Source organism: Limimaricola pyoseonensis (assembly GCF_900102015.1).
In the GTDB taxonomy this organism is placed as follows: Bacteria; Pseudomonadota; Alphaproteobacteria; order Rhodobacterales; family Rhodobacteraceae; genus Limimaricola; species Limimaricola pyoseonensis.
Map to the genome: position 1 here is coordinate 122,286 of NZ_FNAT01000004.1, position 19,502 is coordinate 141,787.

The window sequence follows — 19,502 nt, forward strand, 5'->3', positions numbered from 1 at the left end:
GACGCGGAGGGGCGGCACCGCCGCCCCTCCGGCAACCGGACAGTCAGGGACAAGGCCGCCACGGCCGGGAAAGGACCTTCATGGCGACATACGACTTCGTGTTCGACGGGCTCGGCCTGCGAGAATGGTGCGGCGGCAGCGACGGCGGGGCGGGCGGCAACGCCCCGCTCTCGATGGACGCCCTGATGAGCCAGGCGCGCGGCGAGGAGGCCGAGGTCTCGCTCTGGGAGACCCCCTTCCCCTCGCTCGACGCGCTGCACGAGGCCTGCGATGCGATGCCGCAATCGCGCGACCTCACCTCCGGGCTCGAGGACGGCTTCCTCGCCATCAAGGACGGGCTGCAGGTGGTGGTCGACCCGCTGACCCAGCCGCTGAGCTGGGCGCTGCGCAACGCGCTGTGGCTGATGCAGGCGGTGCCGTGGTGGATCATGATCCCGCTGCTGATGGTCGTGGCCTTCGCGGTCGGCCGCTCGCTCAGGCTGGTCGGGCTGGTCGGCCTCTCCTTCGCCCTGCTCGCCTTCATCGACTACTACGACTACACCATGCAGACGCTGGCGATCATCTTCGTCTGCGCCTTCATATGCGTGCTGTTCGGCGTGCCGATCGGCATCGCCATGGCCCGCAACGACCGGGTGCAGCGCACCATGATCCCGGTCTTGGACATGCTGCAGACGCTGCCGCCCTTCGTCTACCTGATCCCGCTCATCTTCCTGTTCTCGGTGACCGAGCCCAAGCTCTACGGCATCGCGATCATCCTCTACGCCATCGTGCCGGTGGTGCGTCTCACCGATCTCGGCATCCGCATGGTCGACAAGGAGGTGATCGAGGCCGCCGACGCCTTCGGCATGACCGACCGGCAGAAGCTGTTCGGCGTGCAGATCCCGCTGGCGCTGCCCAACATCATGGCCGGCGTGAACCAGACCATCATGATGAGCCTCGCCATGGTCGTCATCGCCTCGCTGGTCTCCGCACCGGGCCTCGGCGTGCTGGTGCTGCGCGGCATCCGCAGCCTCGAGCTGGGCGTGGGCCTGGTCTCGGGCCTGGGCATCGTGCTCTTGGCGATCATCCTCGACCGGGTGACCAAGGCCGCGCTCGCCCGCATCAACGCGTCGCAAAACTGAGGAGGCCGAGATGGCAGACGACACCAAGATCGCGATCCGCGGCCTCTACAAGATCTTCGGCGACGCGCCGCAGCAGGCGCTCTCGCATGTGCGCGAGGGCATCTCCAAGTCCGACCTGCTCGAGCACCACAACCACGTGCTCGGCCTCAACGACATCAACGTCGACATGCCGGCCGGCAAGACGACGGTGATCATGGGCCTGTCGGGCTCGGGCAAGTCGACGCTGATCCGCCACCTCAACCGGCTGATCGAGCCCACCGCGGGCGAGGTGCTGGTCGATGGCGAGAACATCCTCGACTACTCGCCCAAGGCGCTGCGCGACCTGCGCCAGCACCGCATGTCGATGGTGTTCCAGAAGTTCGCGCTGCTGCCGCACCGCACCGTGCTCGAGAATGCCGGGCTCGCCCCGGCGATCGAGGGCAAGAAGCCGCGCCACTACGCCGACGAGGCGACCAAGTGGCTCGACCGGGTCGGGCTGCAGGGCCAGGGCGACCAGTATCCCCACCAGCTCTCGGGCGGGATGCAGCAGCGCGTCGGCATCGCCCGCGCGCTGACCTCGAACTCGGACATCATGCTGATGGACGAGGCCTTCTCGGCGCTCGACCCGCTGATCCGCACCGACATGCAGGACCTGTTGATCGACCTGCAGGCCGAGCTGCACAAGACCATCGTCTTCATCACCCACGACCTCGACGAGGCGCTCAAGCTCGCCGATCACCTGGTGATCCTGAAGGACGGCTTCGTGGTGCAGCAGGGCGAGCCGCAGCACATCCTGCTGAACCCGGCCGATCCCTACATCGAGGACTTCGTGGGCGACATCAACCGCGCCCGCGTGCTGCGCACCCGCTCGGTGATGGAGAAGACCGAGGCCCCGGTCGAGGGGCTCGACGGCGAGGTCGGCCATGACGACACGCTGGAATCGGTGATCGCGCTGGCCGGCGGCGACACCGCCAAGCATTACCGCGTGATGCGCGACGGCCGGCAGGTCGGGGTGCTGCACATGCGCGACCTCGTGCGCGCTCTCGTGCCCTCCGAGCGCGACCCGGACCGGGCGCTGGCCTCCTGACCGGGCCGGGGGGCGGGCCCCTGCCCGCCCCCCGATCAGTCCAGATCCGCCAGCCGGCGCAGCATCCGCCTCAGGTCGCGCGCCTCTTCGGCCCCGAGCCGCGCCTCCAGCCGCGCCTCGAACGCCGCCGCCGCCGTGCCGAGATCGGCATAGGCCGCCCGCCCCGGCGCCCGCAGCGCCAGCCGCTCGCTGCGCCTGTCCTCCTCCAGCGTCTCGCGCGAGACGAAGCGCTTCAGCTCCAGCGCCCGCACCGCCCGGCTGATCTTGGTCTTGTGCAGCCGCGCCCGCGCGCCGATCTCGGTCGCCGTCATCGGGCCGTAGCGGCCGAGATGGAACAGCACCCGCCACTCGGAACGGGTCATGCCGTAGCGCGCCTTGTAGACGGCGGCGAACTCGAGGCTCGCCACCTCTCCGGCCACCGCCAGCAGGTAGGGGGTGAAATCCCTCAGGTCGAAATCGGGCTGCGCCATGCGCCCGACCCTGACCGCGAATGGTTGCGCGCGCAACCATCCGCGCGCCGTCAGTTGCCCAGGATTCCCGGCAGCCGCAGCCCGTGCTCCCTCGCGCAGTCGAGCGCCTCGTCATAGCCCGCATCCGCGTGCCGCCACACGCCCGAGGCCGGGTCGTTCCACAGCACCCGCTCCAGCCGCTTCGCCGCGGCCTCCGTGCCGTCGGCGACGATCACCACGCCCGCATGCTGCGAGAACCCCATGCCGACGCCGCCGCCGTGATGCAGCGACACCCAAGTCGCGCCGCTCGCCGTGTTCATCAGCGCGTTCAGAAGCGGCCAGTCCGACACCGCGTCCGAGCCGTCCTTCATCGCCTCGGTCTCGCGGTTGGGGCTGGCGACCGATCCCGCGTCGAGATGGTCCCGCCCGATCACGATCGGGGCCGAGAGCTCGCCCGAGGCCACCATCTCGTTGAACATCAGCCCCGCCTTGTGCCGCTCGCCCAGACCCAGCCAGCAGATCCGCGCCGGCAGGCCCTGGAAGGCGATCCGCTCGCCCGCCATGTCGAGCCAGCGATGCAGATGCGCGTGGTCGGGAAACAGCCGCTTCAGCGCCGCGTCGGTTTTCCGGATGTCCTCCGGGTCGCCCGACAGCGCCACCCAGCGGAACGGCCCGACGCCCCGGCAGAAGAGCGGCCGGATGCAGGCCGGCACGAAGCCCGGGAAGGCGAAGGCGTTCTCCAGCCCCTCCTCATGCGCGACCTGCCGGATGTTGTTGCCGTAATCGAGCGTCGGCACGCCGGCCTCGTGGAACCCCACCATCGCCGCGACATGGCGCGTCATGCTGGCCCGCGCCGCGCGCTCGACCTCCGCGGGCGCGCTCTCCTGCTTGGCGCGCCATTCGCCCACGCCCCAGCCTTCCGGCAGGTAGCCGTGCAGCGGGTCATGCGCCGAGGTCTGGTCGGTGACGATGTCGGGGCGCGGCCCGCCGCCCTGCATCCGCCGCAGAAGCTCGGGAAACACCTCCGCCGCGTTGCCCAGAAGGCCCACCGACTTCGCCTCGCCCTTGGTGGTCCAGTCGGCGATCATCGCCAGAGCCTCGTCGAGATCGCGCGCCTTGGCGTCGAGGTAGCGGGTGCGCAGCCGGAAATCGATCCGGCTCTCGTCGCACTCGACCGCGAGGCAGCAGGCCCCGGCCATCACGGCCGCCAGCGGCTGCGCGCCGCCCATGCCGCCAAGACCGGCGGTCAGGATCCAGCGGCCCGAAAGGTCGCCGCCGTAATGCTGCCGCCCGGCCTCGGCAAAGGTCTCGAAGGTGCCCTGCACGATGCCCTGCGTGCCGATGTAGATCCACGACCCGGCCGTCATCTGGCCGTACATCATCAGCCCCTTGCGATCGAGCTCGTTGAAATGCGCCCATGTCGCCCAGTGCGGCACGAGGTTGGAGTTGGCGATCAGCACACGTGGCGCGTCCTCATGCGTGCGGATCACCGCGACGGGCCGGCCCGACTGCACAATTAGCGTCTCGTCGGCCTCCAGCGTCTTCAACGTCTCGACGATCCGGTCGAAATCGCCCCAGCTGCGCGCCGCCCGGCCGATGCCGCCATAGACCACCAGCTCATGCGGGTTCTCGGCCACGTCGGGGTGCAGGTTGTTCATCAGCATCCGCAGCGCCGCCTCGGCCTGCCAGGTCTTCGCGGTCCGCTCCGGCCCGGTCGGCGGAAAGACGTCGCGGCTGTTCTTGCGGTCAAGCATGGTGGGCTCCCGTGGCGAGCGCGCCCGAGCGCGCGAGATGGTCGAGATCGGTCAGGATGCGGGCCAGCAGCGTCCGGAGCGGCGCGGCGCGCTCGGCGTCGAAGGCCCATGGCGGCGCTTCCGCGGCGAGGTAGGCGCGCTGCGCGATCTCCATCTGGATCGCGTGCACGCCGCTCTCGGGCCGGCCGTAATGCCGCGTGGTCCAGCCGCCGCGAAAGCGGCCGTTCAGCACCGTCTCCAGCCCCGAGCCTTGGCAGGCCGCCGCCACCCGCGCCTCGATCCGCGCGTCGCAGGTCGCGCCGCCATCGCTGCCGATGTTCAGCACCGGCAGCCGCCCCTCGAACAGGAACGGGATCTCCGAGCGAATCGAGTGGCAATCCCAGAGCACGGCCACCCCGTGCCTCGCGCGCACCCTTTCGACCTGCGCCGCCAGCGCGGCGTGGTAGGGCGCGTGCAGCTCGTCGCGCCGCGCCGCCACCGCCCCGGCCCCCGGCGCAGCACCCGGCCGCCAGATCGGCTGGCCGTCGAAATCGGTCGCGGGGCAGAGCCCGGTGGTATTCTGCCCCGGATAGAGCGAGCCGCCGCCGGGGTCGCGGTTGGCGTCGATCGCGTAGCGATGGAAGTTCGCCCGCACCACCGTCGCGCCGGGCAGCAGCTCGTCATAGAGCCGGCCGATATGCCAGTCGGTGTCCGCGAGCGCCCGGCCCCGCGCGTTGAGCCGCGCCGCCACCGTGTCGGGCAGCCACGTCCCGCCATGCGGCTGGCCGAGGATCACCGCGCCCTCGCCCTCGATCACCTCGACCGGGGTCATGCCGAAAGCTCCGGCAAGGCCACGCCGCTGGCCGCCGCCAGGTCGCCCGAGGCGACCAGCCCCGCCGCCGCCTCGAGATCGGGCGCCATGTAGCGGTCGCCCTCGAGCACCGGCACCTCGCGGCGCAGCCGCGCCACCACGGCCGCCAGCGGCGCCGAGGTCGCAAGCGGCGCGCGGAACTCGACGCCCTGCGCCGCGCAGATCGCCTCGACCCCGAGGATATGCACGAGGTTGCGCGCCATCCGCTCCAGCCGCCGCGCGCCATGCGCGGCCATGCTCACATGATCCTCCTGGTTGGCGCTGGTCGGCGTGCTGTCGGTGACGCAGGGGTTGGCGAGGTGCTTGTTCTCGCTCATCAGCGCCGCGGTCGTCACCTCGGCGATCATCAGCCCCGAATTCAGCCCCGGCTCGGGCGTCAGGAACGGCGGCAGGTCGTGGCTCAGCGTCGGGTCGACCATCAGCGCCACCCGCCGCTGCGCGATCGCCCCGATCTCCGAGATGGCGAGCGCGATCATGTCGGCGGCGAAGCCCACGGGCTCGGCGTGGAAGTTGCCGCCCGAGACGACGCTGCCGTCCGACAGCACCAGCGGGTTGTCGGTCGCGGCGTTGGCCTCGATCTCAAGCGTCCGGCCCGCCTGCCGCATCACCTCCATCGCCGCCCCCGTCACCTGCGGCTGGCAGCGGATGCAGTAGGGGTCCTGCACCCGCGTGTCGCCCTCGCGGTGGCTCTCGCGGATCTCCGAGCCGTCGAGCAGCGCCCGCATCACCGCCGCCGCCTCGATCTGGCCGGGCTGGCCGCGCAGCGTGTGGATTTCCGCGCGCAGCGGCGCGGTCGAGCCCATGATCGCATCCGTCGAGAGCGCCGAGACCACCAGCGCCGCCCGCGCCGCCTGCCAGCCCTCGAACAGCCCAGCCAGCGCATGCGCGGTCGAGAACTGGGTGCCGTTGATCAGCGCCAGCCCCTCCTTGGGCCCAAGCGCGAGGGGCGAGAGCCCGGCAATGGCCAGCGCCTCCGCCCCCGGCAGCACCCGGCCCTCGACCTCCGCCTCGCCCGCGCCGATCATCACCGCCGCCATATGCGCCAGCGGCGCGAGGTCGCCAGACGCCCCGACCGAGCCCTGCGCCGGGATCACCGGCGTCACGCCGCGCGCCAGCATCGCCTCGATCAGCTCGATGAGGTCCCAGCGCACGCCCGAGGCGCCGCGCCCGAGGCTCAAAAGCTTCAGCGCCATCATCAGCCGCGCCAGCGCGCGCGGGCTCGCCTCCCCCACCCCGCAGCAATGCGACAGCACGAGGTTGCGCTGCAGCACCGCCGTGTCGCCGGGCGCGATGCGCAGGCTCGCCAGCTTGCCGAAGCCGGTGTTGACGCCGTAGACCGGCGCCTCGCCCGCCGCGACATCGGCGATGGCGCGGGCCGCGGCCTCGACGCCGGGCCGGGCGTCGCGGTCGAGCACCGCCGCCGCCTCCTCGCGCCAGATGCGTTCGAGCTGGGCAAGCGTCGCCGCGCCGGGGGTGAGGGTGATGGGGGTCAAGCGGCACCTCCGATGATCCGGGCATGAAGCGGGTTGAAACCGATGCGATAGGCCAGCTCCGCCGGGCCTTCGCAGTCCCACACCGCGAGATCGGCCCTGAGGCCGGGCGCGAGGCTGCCGCGATCGGAGAGCCCCAGCGCGCGGGCGGCGTGGCGGGTCACGCCCGCCAGCGCCTCGGCCGGGGTCAGGCGGAACAGCGTGCAGGCCATGTTCATCGCCAAGATGATCGACGCCATCGGCGAGGAGCCCGGGTTCATGTCTGTCGCCACCGCCATCGGCACGCCGTGGCGGCGCAAAAGCTCGACCGGCGGCACCATGGTCTCGCGCAGCGTGTAGAAGGCGCCGGGCAGGAGCACCGCCACCGTCCCCGCCCCGGCCATCGCCATGACCCCGGCCTCGTCGAGATGTTCCAGATGGTCGGCCGAAAGCGCCCCGTGCCGCGCCGCCAGCGCCGCGCCGCCGAGGTTCGACAGCTGCTCGGCATGCAGCTTCACCGGCAACCCCAGCTCCGCCGCCACTGCGAAGAGCCGGTCGATCTCCGGGGGCGAAAAGGCGATCCCCTCGCAGAACCCGTCCACCGCATCCACCAGCCCCTCGGCATGGGCGGCGCGCAGCGCAGGAATGCAGACCTCGTCGAGATAGGCGCCGCCGCGCCCCTTGTACTCGGGCGGCACCGCGTGCGCGCCGAGGAAGCTGGTGCGCACCGCGACGTCGCGCCGCCGCCCGATCTCGCGCGCCGCACGCAGCATCCGCAGCTCGGTCTCGCGGTCGAGCCCGTAGCCCGACTTGATCTCGACCGTCGCCACCCCTTCGGCGATCAGCGCGTCGACGAAGCGCAGGCCGCCTTCGACCAGCGCTTCCTCCCCCGCCGCGCGCGTGGCGCGCACCGTCGACAGGATGCCGCCGCCGGCGCGGGCGACCTCCTCGTAGCTCGCCCCTTCGAGCCGCATCTCGAACTCGCCCGCGCGCTCGCCGCCATGCACGGCGTGGGTGTGGCAGTCGATCGGCGCCGGCGTCACCAGCCGCCCGCCGAGGTCGCGCGCCGGCAGATGCGCGGCATCGGCCGGCATCTCCGCCTCCGGCCCGACCCAGTCGATCCGCCCGTCCCTGAGCACCAGCGCCGCCCGCTCGACCAGCCCGTAGCCGCCCCCGGCCGGCAGGGTCGCGGCGCGGCAGTTGGTCAATCGCAGCGCGGTCTCGGGCAAGGCGGCCTCCTGTGGAACGGCGGATGGCAGGGCGGCGACGAAACCGCCTCTCGACTCGATGGGTATAGGCGTATAGCTATTATGTCTATACATAATGAGGCGACCATGATCTTTGCCGAACTGGCCCTGCTGCCCGGGGGATGGGCGCGCGACGTGCGGCTGACGCTGGCCGGGGGCCGGCTTCACGAGGTCGCGCCGGGCGCAGCCCCGGCCCCGGGCGACCTCCGCGTCGGCGCGCTCGTCCCGGCGGTGTCGAACCTGCACAGCCACGCCTTCCAGCGCGCCATGGCCGGCATGACCGGGCAGCGCGCGCCGGGCCGCGACGGCTTCTGGAGCTGGCGGCGGCTGATGTACCGCTTCCTCGACCGGCTCGGCCCCGAGGAGGTCGAGGCGATCGCCGCCTTCGCCTACATGGAGATGCTCGAGACCGGCTTCGCCGCGGTGGGCGAGTTCCACTACCTGCACCACGCCCCCGGCGGCGCGGCCTATGCCGATCCGGCCGAGATGACGGCGCGCATCGCCGCCGCCGCGCAGGCCACCGGCATCGGCCTGACCCACCTGCCGGTGTTCTACGCCCATGGCGGCGCCGGCGGGCAGCCGCTCTCGGGCGGGCAGGCGCGCTTCGGCACCGACGCCGAGGGCTTCGCCCGGCTGCACGCGGCCGCCCGCGCCGCCCTCGCCCCCCTGCCCGCCGACACCCGGCTCGGCCTCGCGCCGCATTCGCTGCGCGCCGTCACCCCCGCCAGCCTCGCGGCCGTGCTCGAACTGGCCGGCGACGGCCCGGTCCACATCCACGTGGCCGAGCAGCCGCGCGAGGTGGCCGAGATCTCGGGCTGGCTCGGCGCCCGCCCGGTCGAATGGCTGCTGGCGCACGCGCCCCTCGGCCCGAACTGGTGCGCGATCCACGCCACCCACATGACGCCCGAGGAGACCGCCGGCCTCGCCGCCATCGGCGCCATCGCCGGGCTCTGCCCGCTGACCGAGGCCGATCTCGGCGACGGCCCCTTCGACGGCCCGCGCTGGCTGGCCGCGCAAGGCCGTTTCGGCGTCGGCAGCGACAGCAACATCCGCGTCTCGCTTTCGGGCGAGCTGGCGATGCTCGAATATTCGCAGCGCCTGCGCGACCTCGCCCGCAACGTCATGGCGCCCGAGGGCGGCCGCACCGGCGCGGCGCTCTGGTGCGGCGCGGCCGATGGCGGCGCACGGGCGCTGGGGCGCGACGCGGGCGCGATCGAACCGGGCCGGCTCGCCGACCTCGTGGCGATCGACCCCCGCCACCCGGCGCTCTGCGCGCTCGCGCCCGAACAGCTGCTCGACGGCCTGGTCTTCGCCGCGCCGCCGGACGCCATCACCGACCTGTGGTCGGCCGGACGCCACGTGGTCCAAGGCGGCCGCCATGTCGCGCGCAACGCCATCGTCGCGACCTGGCGGCGCGCGATGCGAAGGCTCGCCGATGCCGCCTGAGCGCACCTGTCACGGCCCCCGCCTCGCCCCCTGCCCCGGCCCTTGCCCGCCCCGCACCGGCCGGCCTATCACCGCCGCCATGCCGACCCGAGCCCCCGCCCGATGACCCGCCCTCCCGAACGCCCCCCCGAACGCACTGGCTTCCGCGCCGTGAAGTCCGAGATCCGCGACCGGATCGAGAGCGGCCGCTGGGGCCCCGGCACGCTGCTGCCCGGCGAGGTCGAGCTGGCCGAGGAATTCGGCTGCGCCCGCGCCACCGTCAACCGCGCCCTGCGCGAGATCGCCGAGGCCGGTCTGGTCGAACGCCGCCGCCGCGCCGGCACCCGCGTGCGCGCCGCGCCGCTGCGCGAGGCGCGCTTCCGCATCCCGCTGGTGCGCGCCGAGATCGAGGCCACCGGCGCGCGCTACCGCTACGCCCTGCTCGACCGCGCGGTGACGCCGGCGAGCGACAGGCTGCGCGGCCGGATGGAGCTGCCCGAAGACGCGCGGCTTCTGCGCCTCACCTGCCTGCATTTCGCCGACGGCCTGCCCTACCAGCTCGAACAGCGCTGGATCAGCCTCGCGGCGCTGCCGCAGGCCGAAACGCAGGATTTCGCGGACAGCGGCCCGAACGAATGGCTCGTCGCCACCGTGCCCTACACCGAGGTCGAGATCGCCTTCGAGGCCGCCGCCGCCGGGCCCGAGGCGGTCGCGCATCTGGGCTTCGCCCCCGGCGCGCCGGTCTTCGCGATCGAGCGCACCACCTGGCTGCGTGGCCGCGCCGTCACCCATGCCCGGCTCAGCCACCGCCCCGGCCACCGCATGACCACGCGCTACTGAGCCGCCTGCCCCCGCAGCACCGCCAGCCCCGCCCGCTCGATCCCGTCGCGGATGTCGGCGGCGATCGCCGCGACCAGCGCGCCCGCGTCGCGCGCCTCGAGCGCGGCGAGGATCTCCTTGTGCCGGTCGACCTCGTAGTAGCGCTCGACCCCGCCCAGCACCCGCCGCTGGAAGGGGCCGAGCTGCAGCCAGACGCTCTCGATCACCGGCATCACCGTCTGGTGCGGGTTGGCGGTGTAGAGCAGCGAATGGAAGGCGTGGTTGTCGATGGTCAGCGCGTCGAGATCGCCCGCGCGCACATGCGCGTCCATCCGGTCGTCCACCTCGCGCATCCGGTCGACCAGCACCGCGCTGACATGCGGCAGCGCGCGCGCCGCCGCGTGGCATTCGAGCGCGCATCTCAGCTGCACGATCTCCTCGAAGCGCGGCCCGGTCATCTCGGGGATGGTGATCCGCCGGTTCTCCAGAAGCGCGATCGCCCGCTCCGAGCTCAGCCGCCGCAGCGCCTCGCGGATCGGGGTCGGGCTGATGCCCAGCTCGGCCGCCAGCCCGCGGATGGTCAGCGGGCTCTCGGGCTGCACCGCGCCGACCATCACCGCGTTGCGCAGCCGCGCATAGACGTATTCCTGCGCCGTCATCGACGGCGCGCGGTCGATCTCGGGAAGGTCCAGCATCCGGGCTCCTCGTCTCCTGCCGGTGGCGCGCGATACCGATTGACACGATCCGGAGCGTGATGTCATTTCCAAAAAAGATATCACATTCCTTTTCCAGCCCCACGGGAGCCCGCCATGACCGCCGAATCCGCGCTCGACCTTCCGCCCGAGGAGGCGCTCGAGAACATCTTCGGCTGCGTGTGCGACCTCAACGGCGTGCTGCGCGGCAAGCGCATGCCGGCCGACCAGCTCGAAAAGGTGATGGCGGGCTCGGTGCGGATGCCGCTGTCGATCTGCGGCCTCGACATCTGGGGCGAGGACATCGAGGGCGGCGCCATGGTGTTCGAGACCGGCGACGCCGACGGCGTCTGCGTGCCGACCGGCCGCGGCGCCATGCCGATGAGCTGGACCCGCAAGCCCACAGCACTCATCCCCTTGTGGATGAACGAGGAAAGCGGCGCGCCCTTCCTCGGCGACCCGCGCCGGGCGCTGGCCAACGTGGTCGAGCGCTACCGCGCGCTGGGGCTGACCCCGGTGGTCGCGACCGAGCTCGAATTCTACCTGATCGACCCCTCGGGCGACCTCCCCGCCCCGCCCTGCTCGCCGATCACCGGCAAGCGGCTCACCTCGGACGGCGCGCTCTGCCTCGACGAGCTGGAGCATTTCGACGCCTTCCTCAACGACGTCTACGCCGCCTGCCACAGCCAGGGCATCCCGGCCGACAGCGCCATCTCGGAAAACGGCGCCGGCCAGTTCGAGATCAACATGCGCCACCTCGCCGACCCGCTGCGCGCGGCCGACGACGCGCTGCTGTTCAAGCGCGTGGTGCGCGGCATCGCCCGCCAGCACGGCTTCGCCGCCACCTTCATGGCCAAGCCCTACGGTGACCGCGCGGGCTCGGGCTTCCACGTGCACATGTCGCTGGCCGATGCCGAGGGGCGCAACCTGTTCGACGACGGCGGCGACCAGGGCACGCCGATGATGCTCAACGCCGTCGCCGGGCTGCTGGAGACGATCCAGCAGAACGCGCTCACCTTCGCGCCGCACGAGAACAGCTTCCGCCGGCTGCTTCCGGGCGCGCATGCGCCCTCCAACGTCGCCTGGGGCTACGAGAACCGCACCGTGGCGATCCGTATCCCCGGCGGCGACCATCGCGCGCGGCGGATCGAGCACCGCGTCGCCGGCGCCGACGCCAACCCCTACCTCGTGCTGGCCTCCGTTCTGGGCGGCGCGCTCCTGGGCATCGAGCGCGAGTTGACGCCGCCGCCGGCCATCACCGGCGACGCCTACAGCCTCGACCTGCCGCACCTGCCGCTCGACTGGGCCACCGCGATCCGCGCCTTCCAGCACGGCAAGCTGGTGCCCGAGATCTACTCGCGGCGGCTGCAGAAGATGTTCGTCGAATGCAAGAAGCAGGAACAGGCCCGCTTCAACCGCCACGTCACCGAACTGGAATTCCACAGCTACCTGGAGATCGTCTGATGGCCGCATCCTATGCCGGCGACGGGCGCCACACCGGCTCCTACTACGCAGCCTCCGCCAACCCCTCGCCCGAGCGCCCCGCGCTTTCGGGCGAGCACGACACCGAGATCTGCGTCGTCGGTGCGGGCTACAGCGGCCTCTCGACCGCGCTGCACCTCGCCGAGAAGGGCCACAAGGTCACCATGCTCGAGGGCGCGCGCGTCGGCTGGGGCGCCTCGGGCCGCAATGGCGGCCAGATCGTCAACGGGCTGAACGCCTCGCTCACCACCATCGAGAAGCGCTACGGCCGCGACACCGCGACCTTCGTGGCCTCCCTGGTGCAGGAGGGCGGCGACATCATCCGCGAGCGCGTCGCGCGCTACGACATCCGCTGCGACCTCAAGCAGGGCAACATCTTCACCGCCATCACCGGCGCGCATATGCGCGAGCTGGAGGCGCGGCAGAAGCTCTGGCAGGGCTACGGCATCGACAACCAGCAGATGCTCGACAAGACGCAGCTGCGCGCCCATGTCGGCTCCGACTTCTACGCCGGCGGCCTGCTCGACCGCTCGGGCGGGCATATCCACCCGCTCAACCTCGCGCTCGGCGAGGCCGAGGCGGTGGAGCGCAATGGCGGCACCATCCACGAGATGTCGCCCGTGGTCTCGGTCGACACGCAGGCCGCGCGGTCCGTGGTGAAGACCGAGCGCGGCACGATCCGCTGCGACCGGCTGGTGCTGTGCGGCAACGCCTATCTCGGCCATGTCGTGCCGGAACTCGCGCCCCGTGTCATGCCGGTCTCGACCCAGATCATGGCGACCGAGCCGCTTTCGGACGATCTGGCGGCCGAGCTGCTGCCGAAGGACGAATGCGTCGAGGACGTGCGCTACATCCTCGACTACTACCGCCTCTCGGCCGACAAGCGGATGCTGTTCGGCGGCGGCACGGTCTATGGCGGCACCGACCCCCGCGACATCAAGGCCAAGCTCAAGCGCAACATGGACAAGGTCTTCCCGCAGCTGAAGAGCGCGCGGATCGACTACGCCTGGTCGGGCAACTTCGCGCTGTCCTTCAGCCGGGTGCCGCAGATGGGGCGGATCGGGTCCAACACCTATTTCGCGCATGGCTATTCCGGCCACGGCGTCACCGGCTCGCACACCTTCGGCCGGATCCTCGCCGAGGCGATCCATGGCGACGCCGCGCGCTTCGACGTCTTCGCCGCGCTGCCCTGGATCCCCTTCCCCGGCGGGCGCACCTTCCGGGTGCCCTACTCGGTGATGGGCAGCTGGTATTACGGGCTGCGCGACCGGCTCGGGATCTGAGCCGCGCCCCCTGCCCCGGCCCAAAAAGGCCGCCCCTCGCGGGGCGGCCTTTCGCGTTGAGGCACCCGTTTTCGGGACCGGCCAAGGCTACAAAGGTACCCGTCTTCGGGATCGCCCCTGCCCGCTAAGGCACCCGTTTGCAGGACGGCCCCGGCCGCACCGGGGCCCCTGCGGTGGGCGGCAAAGGCACCCGTTTACGGGATGCCCCGCTTACGCGTGCCCTGCCCTTCAGCCTGCCAGCCCGTGCTCGGCCAGAAGCGCCACCAGACGCTCGGCCTGCGCCTGCCGGTCGGTCCCCGGCCCGTCGAGGCTCAGCACCAGCTTGCCGCCCTCCTCGTGCACCGCGACGCGGCCGCCGCCGGGCAGCGCGCCCTCGGCCAGCGGCGCGGCGGTCTCGCGCTTGGGTCGGCCGCCACGGGCGACTGCTGCCTTGGGCGCGGGCGCGGCCTCCGCCTCGGCCAGCACCGGCGCCAGCAGCGCCCATTCCTCGGCCGCGCTTCCGGCGCTGCGGTGCTCGAGCGCGGCGCGCAGTTTCGCGGCGAAACCTCCCCGCAGCGCGCCGGCGAGCTTCATGCCCGCCACCTCCGACAGCTCGCGCCCGAAGCCCAGCACGTCGCCCAGCTCGTAATGCACCAGCGCGAAGCCCCGGATCTTCGAGCGCTTGGCCTTCGAGGCCGCGGCGAAGATCTCGTCCACCGCCGCCTCCATGCTCTCGAACGCGCCCAGATGCGCGGCCACCGCGGCGATGCGGCCGCGCTCGTAGGGGGTGAGCTGGGCCCGGACCTCGTTCTCCTCGACCATCGCCGCGTAGGCGGCCCCGGCCTCGACCGGCGGGCGCACGATGGCGCGCGCCTCGGCCGGGCGCCCCGCCTCGGCCGCCAGAAGCGACAGCGCCCGCACCCGGCGCCAGCCCGAGATCAGCCCGTACTGCCCGTCCTCCAGCGCCACCACCTCGACCGGCAGGCGCTGGCCGTTGGCGCGGATCGAGGCAATCAGCTCCTCCATCGCCTCGGCATCGGCCTCGGCGCGGTCGCGGGTCAGGTGGTTGATGCGGATGCGCTCGATCGGCAGCGTCTCGATCACCCGGCCCTCGGCCTGCGCGCGGGCATAGGCCTCGGCGTCGCGGGCGCGGCGCGCCTCGGCCGCGCGCTCCTCGGCGCTGCGGGCGTCGCGGCTCTGCGCGGTCTCGGACGCGACCTTGGCGATCGGCGCGCCGAGCCCCATCGGCGCCGCCCCCGGTTTCGCGGCGAAACCCTTCTCGATCTCGGCAAGCGCCGCCGGATCGGGTGCCTCAAGCGTCCTGCGTCTGGCCATGGGCCTCCTCCTCGTCTTCCATCATGTCGCGGTGCCAGCTGCCCAGCAGCAGCTCCTTGAACTCGGCATAGGTGCGGTCGAAGGCCTCGCGGCCGCGCAGGTAGGTCTCGCGGTTGAAGTCGCGGTAATCGGCCTCGTAGATGCCGTTGATCTGCTCTCCGGCCTGTCCGACCAGCGCCGTGAACTCCTGCCGGTAGGCGGTCATGAAGTCGCCGAAATAGGCCTGGATCACGTTGGCGAGGTCGGTCTGCTGCGCGGCGTCGTAGCGGGTGATGATGGCGCGCACCACGTCCCATTCGAACCGCATCTCGGGCAGGCCGGCGCGGCGGCGCTGCGCGTTCTCGCCCTCCTCGATCGAGGCGAAGGTCGAGTAGAGCATGTCGAAGAACCGCCCCGTCGAGTCGAACTCGAGGAAGCTCGCCCCGAGCGGCACCAGAAGGATGTCGGCGGCCGAGAGCGAGTTGATCGTCAGGTAGCCGAGCGCCGGCGGCGTGTCGAGGAAGACGATGTCGTACTCGTCGAGCACGCCTTCCTCGCTCAGCGCGTTGTTGAGCGCGTCCCACAGCGACCAGCTGCGCAGGCCCGTGCGCCAGACCGGGATCTGGAACTCCGACCAGTAGAGGTTCAGCTGCGCGCCGATCAGGTCGATGTTGGGCCAGTGCGTGGTCTGGATGAGGTTTCGCGGCGAAACCTCCAGCGCCTCGGTCAGCGTCTCGTCGAGCGGCAGGGGCTCTTCACCGCGCGCCTCGCGCACCCGGTTCTCCTCGAGCACGGCGCGGGCGTAGTCGCGCGCCAGCAGCGGGAAGACGGTCTGCCATTCATCGGCGACCTGGCCACCCAGCAGCGAGGTCATCGAGGCCTGGCTGTCGAGGTCGATCACCAGCACCTTGTAGCCGTCGAGCGCGGCGGCCATGGCGAGATGCGCGCAGGTCGTGGTCTTGCCCGAGCCGCCCTTGAAGTTGGCCACCGCCGTGATCTTGGCGGGCTGCCCCTCGGGCCGCCACGGGCGGTACTCCTTGTTGGCGGCGCCCTCGCGGTCGAAATGCTCGCGCAGGCGCAGCACCTCGTCGAGGCTGAACCACTTGGCCCCGGCCTCGCCCTCGCCCTGCGGCAGCTCGGGATGCGCCTTCAGCACGCGGCGCAGATGCCCGGCCGCGACCGGGATCAGGTAGCGGGTGATCTCCCAGATCGAGAACTTCCTGAGCCGCTTGGCGCCGTCGGGGGCGTAGCCGCGCTTGGCCATGTCGTCGCGGCCGCGCGCGCAGAAGGCGGCGGCCTTGGCGAAGCGGGTGGTGTCCACCCGTTCTCCGAGCTTGGCCGCGGCGCGGGCCGGGTCGATGTTGTGGAAGGGTGGGGGGGTCGTGTCGGCTTTTCTGCTCATGCGCGGCCTCTGGTCATGTGCGCCGTTCCGGCTGTGATTGCGCGGACCATCGCACATCGCCGCCACGCGCGAAATACGCGCCGTATACCCGTGCCGCCGGGCGTTGCAGGAAGGTTTCGCCGCGAAACCTGCCCGCTGGCGCCGATCTTCAGATCGAAAATCAAGCCCAGCCTGTTTGACTCTCTTTGAGATATTTAGAGTCTTTCCGCTCTGCATCTCACTGATATCACGAAAGTAAAACACCATTGGGTACCCGTTTGCAGGGCGAAGGGTCGCCGATTCCGGGGCCAAGGGCACCCGTTTGCAGGAGCAATGGCGCCCGATTCCGGGACAGCATCGCCGCCGGGGCCTGCGATTTCGTGGCCAGAGCGCGCGGTGGGGGGTGCACAGGTGGCCGATCCCGGCCTTCGGAGCTGCGCCGGCGCAAAGGTACCCGTTTGCAGGAGCGCCACGCATTGCGGCAAAGGTACCCGCGCCGGGCTTGCCTGCGGGTGCCGCGGCTGACAGTCTCGGCGCAGGGAATCGGGGTCCGCCCCGCGGGCAAGGAGCGGCGCATGGCGCGCGAGGCAAAGACCCGGCTGCCGGCCATGGCGGGCACGGCGGCCAAGCCGGACCGGGGGGATCTGGACGGCGCGCTCAGGCGCAACACCGTCAAGAAGAACGTCGCCGCGATCCATATCGGCGGCAAGCTGACGCTGTTGCAGCGCAAGCTGTCGAACGTGCTCCTGCTCAACGCCTACGACACGCTGCTGAGCCAGAACGTGCATCGCATCGACGCCCGCACGCTGTGCCTGATGATCGGCTACAACTCGAACGACATCGACAGCTTGCGCGACGCGTTGCGGGGCCTCGCCGAGACCGTGGCCGAGTGGGACATGCTCGACGAGAAGGGGCGGCAGGAATGGGGCGTCTCGGCGCTTCTGGCGCATGCGCGGCTGCGCGACGGGGTCTGCGACTACGCCTATTCGCCGGCGCTGGCCGAGAAGCTGCACGACCCGCGCGTCTTCGCGCTGATCAACCTCGACATCCAGCGGCGCTTCACCTCCGGCCATGGCCTCGCGCTCTACGAGAACTGCTACCGCTTCGTGCGCACCGGCTCGACCGGCTGGTGGCCGCTCGAGATCTTTCGGCGGCTGATGGGGGTGAACGACAGCGACTACTACCGCAGCTTCAAGCACCTGAACGCCAAGATCATCAAGCCGGCGGTGGCGGAGGTGAACCGCTCCTCCAACATCCTGGTCGAGCCCGAGTTCAAGCGCTTGGGCCGCGCCGTGGCCGAGATCCGCTTCAAGATCCGCGAGAACCCGCAGCTCGCCATGCTCGAGATCGATGACGGGCAGGGGGTGCGGCGCGAGCCGGTCTACGAGCGGCTGCGCGCGCAGGGCGTGTCGGACCGTCTGGCGCGGCAGTGGATCGCCGAGCACGGGGCGGAGGCGGTGGCCGACAAGCTCGAGCGGATGCAGGCGCGCGAAGGCGTGCGCAGCCCGGTGGGCTACCTGCGCGCGGCGCTGTCCGACGAGCGGGGGGGCGAGACGTCCGAGCCCGCGCCGGCCCCCGGCCCAGAGGCCCGCGCCGCCGCCGCGCGCGGCCGGGCCGCGGCGGCCGAGCGCGACGCCGAGGCCGACCGCCGGGCGGCGGTGCGCGCCGCCCGCGTCGCGCGCTTCGCCGCGGTGGCCGAGGTCGCGCGCCGGCGCAACCCGACCCAGCGCGACGCCGACCGCCGGCTGTTCCTGAGCCAGATCGAGGACGAGCTGGAGCGCGAGGACTTCCGCCGCCACGGCTGGGAAAGCGCGCTCAACGCCCGCGCCATCTTCGCCTTCTGGGAGGAGATGCAGCCGGGGCTGTTCGACGAGCTGCCGGAGATGCCCGACGAAACGGCCTGAGGTTTCGCGGCGAAACCTCCCCCCGCCCTCGGCGTGCCTCGGCGCTTGCCCTTTGCGCCGGGCTGGGAAAGGTTGCAGTCGCGCTGGAAGCGCGCATCAAGGACGCGCTGGAAGCGCGCACTGAAGATGCGCCAAAGGCGCGCACGAACATGCGCCAAAGGCGCGCGGAACACGAGTGCCGATGAGGCGCGCACAAGGAGGTCTCGGGACAGCACATGCCGCTGCGCATCGCCATCAACGGGTTCGGCCGGATCGGCCGCACCATATTGCGCCTCCTTTCCACCGCGCGCGCGGGCGAGGGGATCGAGATCGCCTGCATCAACGACATCGCGCCGCTCGAAAGCTGCGCCTACCTGTTCGAATACGACAGCGTCTTCGGCCCCTATCAGGGCGAGGTCGCGACCGAGGCCGGGGCGCTGGTGGTCGATGGCCGGGCGATCCCGTTTCACAACGAGGCCGACCTGTCTCGGCTCGACCTCTCGGGCGTCGACATCGTGCTCGAATGCACCGGCCGGGCCGAGAGCCGCGCCATCGCGATGCGCGGGCTCGACGCCGGGGCGGGCCGGGTGCTGATCTCGGGGCCTTCGGCCGCGGCCGAAGCGACGGTGGTGCGCGGCGCCAACGACGACGTTCTGGCGGGGCAGGGGATCGTGTCCTGCGGCTCCTGCACCACCAACGCGCTGGCGCCGCTCCTGCGGCTGCTCGACGACCGGTTCGGGCTGATCTCGGGGCACATGACGACGATCCACTGCTACACCGGCTCGCAGCCGACGGTCGACGCGCCGCGCCCCGACCCGGCGCGCAGCCGCGCCGCCGCGCTGTCGATGGTGCCGACCACCACCAGCGCCACGCGGCTCACCGCGACCGTGCTGCCCGACCTCGCCGGCCGGGTGACGGGCCGGGCGCTCCGGGTGCCGGTGGCCAGCGTGTCCTCGGTCGACCTCGTGGTGCGGCTGCGCGACCGCGACGGCTTCGAGCCGCGGCTGCGCGAGGCGGTGGCGAAAAGCCCGGTGCTGGGCTGGACCGACAGGCCGCTGGTCTCGACCGACCTGCGCGCGCGGCCCGAGTCGCTGGTGCTGGCCGGGCCCGAGACCGAGGCCGGCCCCGACCTGGTGCGGCTGTTCGGCTGGTACGACAATGAGTGGGGCTTCTCCAACCGGATGATCGATCTCGCGCTGCGCATGGGCGCGACGGCGGGCCGCAGCTAGACGCCGCATTGGCGGGCGCGCCCGGCGGCCTAGCTGTGCCGGGTCAAGGAGGGCCGCGA

At 71.8% G+C, this 19,502-nt stretch carries 16 protein-coding genes; 8 read left to right on the forward strand and 8 right to left on the reverse strand.

All coding sequences use genetic code 11. The features are described from left to right. Positions 1 to 80: 80 nt before the first annotated feature. Both BLT43_RS10360 and BLT43_RS10365 read left to right on the forward strand, forming a co-directional pair. Positions 81 to 1,121 carry an ABC transporter permease gene (locus BLT43_RS10360; RefSeq protein WP_090112575.1) on the forward strand — a complete coding sequence of 347 codons (1,041 nt, stop codon included), beginning with the start codon at positions 81 to 83 and terminating at the stop codon, positions 1,119 to 1,121. A 10-nt stretch (positions 1,122 to 1,131) separates the two neighbouring features. Then, the gene (locus tag BLT43_RS10365; protein WP_090112577.1) at positions 1,132 to 2,187 is read left to right on the forward strand and encodes a quaternary amine ABC transporter ATP-binding protein; all 1,056 of its coding nucleotides are present in this window, start codon (positions 1,132 to 1,134) and stop codon (positions 2,185 to 2,187) included. Positions 2,188 to 2,222: 35 nt separating this feature from the next. Here the strand turns inward: BLT43_RS10365 and BLT43_RS10370 are convergent, their stop codons facing one another. Genes BLT43_RS10370 through hutI form a run of 5 tightly spaced genes read right to left on the reverse strand, consistent with a single transcriptional unit; the run spans position 2,223 to position 7,938 of the window. After that, on the reverse strand, positions 2,223 to 2,657 hold the full coding sequence (locus BLT43_RS10370) for a MarR family transcriptional regulator (protein WP_090112579.1): 435 nt from the start codon (positions 2,655 to 2,657) through the stop codon (positions 2,223 to 2,225). Between the two features lie 50 nt (positions 2,658 to 2,707). Further along, positions 2,708 to 4,390, reverse strand: coding sequence for a urocanate hydratase (hutU, locus tag BLT43_RS10375; protein ID WP_090112581.1), 1,683 nt, complete (start codon positions 4,388 to 4,390; stop codon positions 2,708 to 2,710). Next, entirely contained in the window at positions 4,383 to 5,201 is an 819-nt protein-coding gene (gene hutG / locus BLT43_RS10380; RefSeq protein WP_090112583.1) for an N-formylglutamate deformylase, read from the reverse strand. Before hutG ends, hutU begins: the two co-directional genes overlap by 8 nt. After that, a complete protein-coding gene (hutH, locus tag BLT43_RS10385) occupies positions 5,198 to 6,733 on the reverse strand; it encodes a histidine ammonia-lyase (RefSeq protein ID WP_090112585.1) in 1,536 nt (511 codons plus the stop codon). The genes hutG and hutH overlap by 4 nt, the downstream gene beginning before the upstream one ends. Further along, complete coding sequence (gene hutI, locus BLT43_RS10390; protein ID WP_242652274.1) at positions 6,730 to 7,938, reverse strand: imidazolonepropionase; 1,209 nt, start codon at positions 7,936 to 7,938, stop codon at positions 6,730 to 6,732. The genes hutH and hutI overlap by 4 nt, the downstream gene beginning before the upstream one ends. Before the next feature lie 105 nt (positions 7,939 to 8,043). Between hutI and BLT43_RS10395 the strand changes: the two genes are divergently transcribed. Together BLT43_RS10395 and BLT43_RS10400 are read left to right on the forward strand one after the other, a co-directional pair. After that, on the forward strand, positions 8,044 to 9,402 hold the full coding sequence (locus BLT43_RS10395; protein ID WP_090112589.1) for a formimidoylglutamate deiminase: 1,359 nt from the start codon (positions 8,044 to 8,046) through the stop codon (positions 9,400 to 9,402). 102 nt (positions 9,403 to 9,504) lie between these two features. After that, positions 9,505 to 10,221: a UTRA domain-containing protein gene (locus BLT43_RS10400; RefSeq protein ID WP_090112591.1), complete on the forward strand. Its 717-nt coding sequence runs from the start codon at positions 9,505 to 9,507 to the stop codon at positions 10,219 to 10,221. On the opposite strand, the gene BLT43_RS10405 is transcribed toward BLT43_RS10400, so the two are convergent. Beyond that, complete coding sequence (locus BLT43_RS10405; RefSeq protein ID WP_090112593.1) at positions 10,215 to 10,895, reverse strand: GntR family transcriptional regulator; 681 nt, start codon at positions 10,893 to 10,895, stop codon at positions 10,215 to 10,217. The two genes, BLT43_RS10400 and BLT43_RS10405, sit on opposite strands and share 7 nt — an antisense overlap. Before the next feature lie 114 nt (positions 10,896 to 11,009). On the opposite strand from BLT43_RS10405, the gene BLT43_RS10410 reads away from it, so the two are divergent. Both BLT43_RS10410 and BLT43_RS10415 read left to right on the forward strand, forming a co-directional pair. Next, positions 11,010 to 12,356 carry a glutamine synthetase family protein gene (locus tag BLT43_RS10410; RefSeq protein WP_090112595.1) on the forward strand — a complete coding sequence of 449 codons (1,347 nt, stop codon included), beginning with the start codon at positions 11,010 to 11,012 and terminating at the stop codon, positions 12,354 to 12,356. Then, positions 12,356 to 13,657 (forward strand): NAD(P)/FAD-dependent oxidoreductase, encoded by a 1,302-nt coding sequence (locus BLT43_RS10415; protein WP_090112597.1) that lies wholly within the window; start codon positions 12,356 to 12,358, stop codon positions 13,655 to 13,657. Before BLT43_RS10410 ends, BLT43_RS10415 begins: the two co-directional genes overlap by 1 nt. Positions 13,658 to 13,885: 228 nt before the next feature. Here the strand turns inward: BLT43_RS10415 and BLT43_RS10420 are convergent, their stop codons facing one another. Together BLT43_RS10420 and BLT43_RS10425 are read right to left on the reverse strand one after the other, a co-directional pair. Then, positions 13,886 to 14,971 carry a ParB/RepB/Spo0J family partition protein gene (locus tag BLT43_RS10420; RefSeq protein WP_090112601.1) on the reverse strand — a complete coding sequence of 362 codons (1,086 nt, stop codon included), beginning with the start codon at positions 14,969 to 14,971 and terminating at the stop codon, positions 13,886 to 13,888. Next, positions 14,949 to 16,352 carry an AAA family ATPase gene (locus BLT43_RS10425; RefSeq protein ID WP_090112603.1) on the reverse strand — a complete coding sequence of 468 codons (1,404 nt, stop codon included), beginning with the start codon at positions 16,350 to 16,352 and terminating at the stop codon, positions 14,949 to 14,951. Before BLT43_RS10425 ends, BLT43_RS10420 begins: the two co-directional genes overlap by 23 nt. Before the next feature lie 554 nt (positions 16,353 to 16,906). Here BLT43_RS10425 and BLT43_RS10430 point away from each other — a divergent pair. Both BLT43_RS10430 and BLT43_RS10435 read left to right on the forward strand, forming a co-directional pair. Further along, a complete protein-coding gene (locus BLT43_RS10430) occupies positions 16,907 to 18,235 on the forward strand; it encodes a replication initiation protein (RefSeq protein WP_090112605.1) in 1,329 nt (442 codons plus the stop codon). Positions 18,236 to 18,450: 215 nt separating this feature from the next. Next, entirely contained in the window at positions 18,451 to 19,443 is a 993-nt protein-coding gene (locus BLT43_RS10435) for a type I glyceraldehyde-3-phosphate dehydrogenase (protein ID WP_090112607.1), read from the forward strand. Positions 19,444 to 19,502: the final 59 nt, after the last annotated feature.

Coding starts and splice junctions, on each gene's coding strand:
- BLT43_RS10405 (WP_090112593.1), bottom strand. CDS start 10,895: ATGCTGGACCTTCCCGAGATCGACCGCGCGCCGTCGATGACGGCGCAG.
- BLT43_RS10435 (WP_090112607.1), top strand. CDS start 18,451: ATGCCGCTGCGCATCGCCATCAACGGGTTCGGCCGGATCGGCCGCACC.
- BLT43_RS10360 (WP_090112575.1), top strand. CDS start 81: ATGGCGACATACGACTTCGTGTTCGACGGGCTCGGCCTGCGAGAATGG.
- BLT43_RS10430 (WP_090112605.1), top strand. CDS start 16,907: ATGGCGCGCGAGGCAAAGACCCGGCTGCCGGCCATGGCGGGCACGGCG.
- BLT43_RS10370 (WP_090112579.1), bottom strand. CDS start 2,657: ATGGCGCAGCCCGATTTCGACCTGAGGGATTTCACCCCCTACCTGCTG.
- BLT43_RS10415 (WP_090112597.1), top strand. CDS start 12,356: ATGGCCGCATCCTATGCCGGCGACGGGCGCCACACCGGCTCCTACTAC.
- hutG (WP_090112583.1), bottom strand. CDS start 5,201: ATGACCCCGGTCGAGGTGATCGAGGGCGAGGGCGCGGTGATCCTCGGC.
- BLT43_RS10400 (WP_090112591.1), top strand. CDS start 9,505: ATGACCCGCCCTCCCGAACGCCCCCCCGAACGCACTGGCTTCCGCGCC.
- BLT43_RS10365 (WP_090112577.1), top strand. CDS start 1,132: ATGGCAGACGACACCAAGATCGCGATCCGCGGCCTCTACAAGATCTTC.
- BLT43_RS10420 (WP_090112601.1), bottom strand. CDS start 14,971: ATGGCCAGACGCAGGACGCTTGAGGCACCCGATCCGGCGGCGCTTGCC.
- BLT43_RS10425 (WP_090112603.1), bottom strand. CDS start 16,352: ATGAGCAGAAAAGCCGACACGACCCCCCCACCCTTCCACAACATCGAC.
- BLT43_RS10410 (WP_090112595.1), top strand. CDS start 11,010: ATGACCGCCGAATCCGCGCTCGACCTTCCGCCCGAGGAGGCGCTCGAG.
- hutU (WP_090112581.1), bottom strand. CDS start 4,390: ATGCTTGACCGCAAGAACAGCCGCGACGTCTTTCCGCCGACCGGGCCG.
- BLT43_RS10395 (WP_090112589.1), top strand. CDS start 8,044: ATGATCTTTGCCGAACTGGCCCTGCTGCCCGGGGGATGGGCGCGCGAC.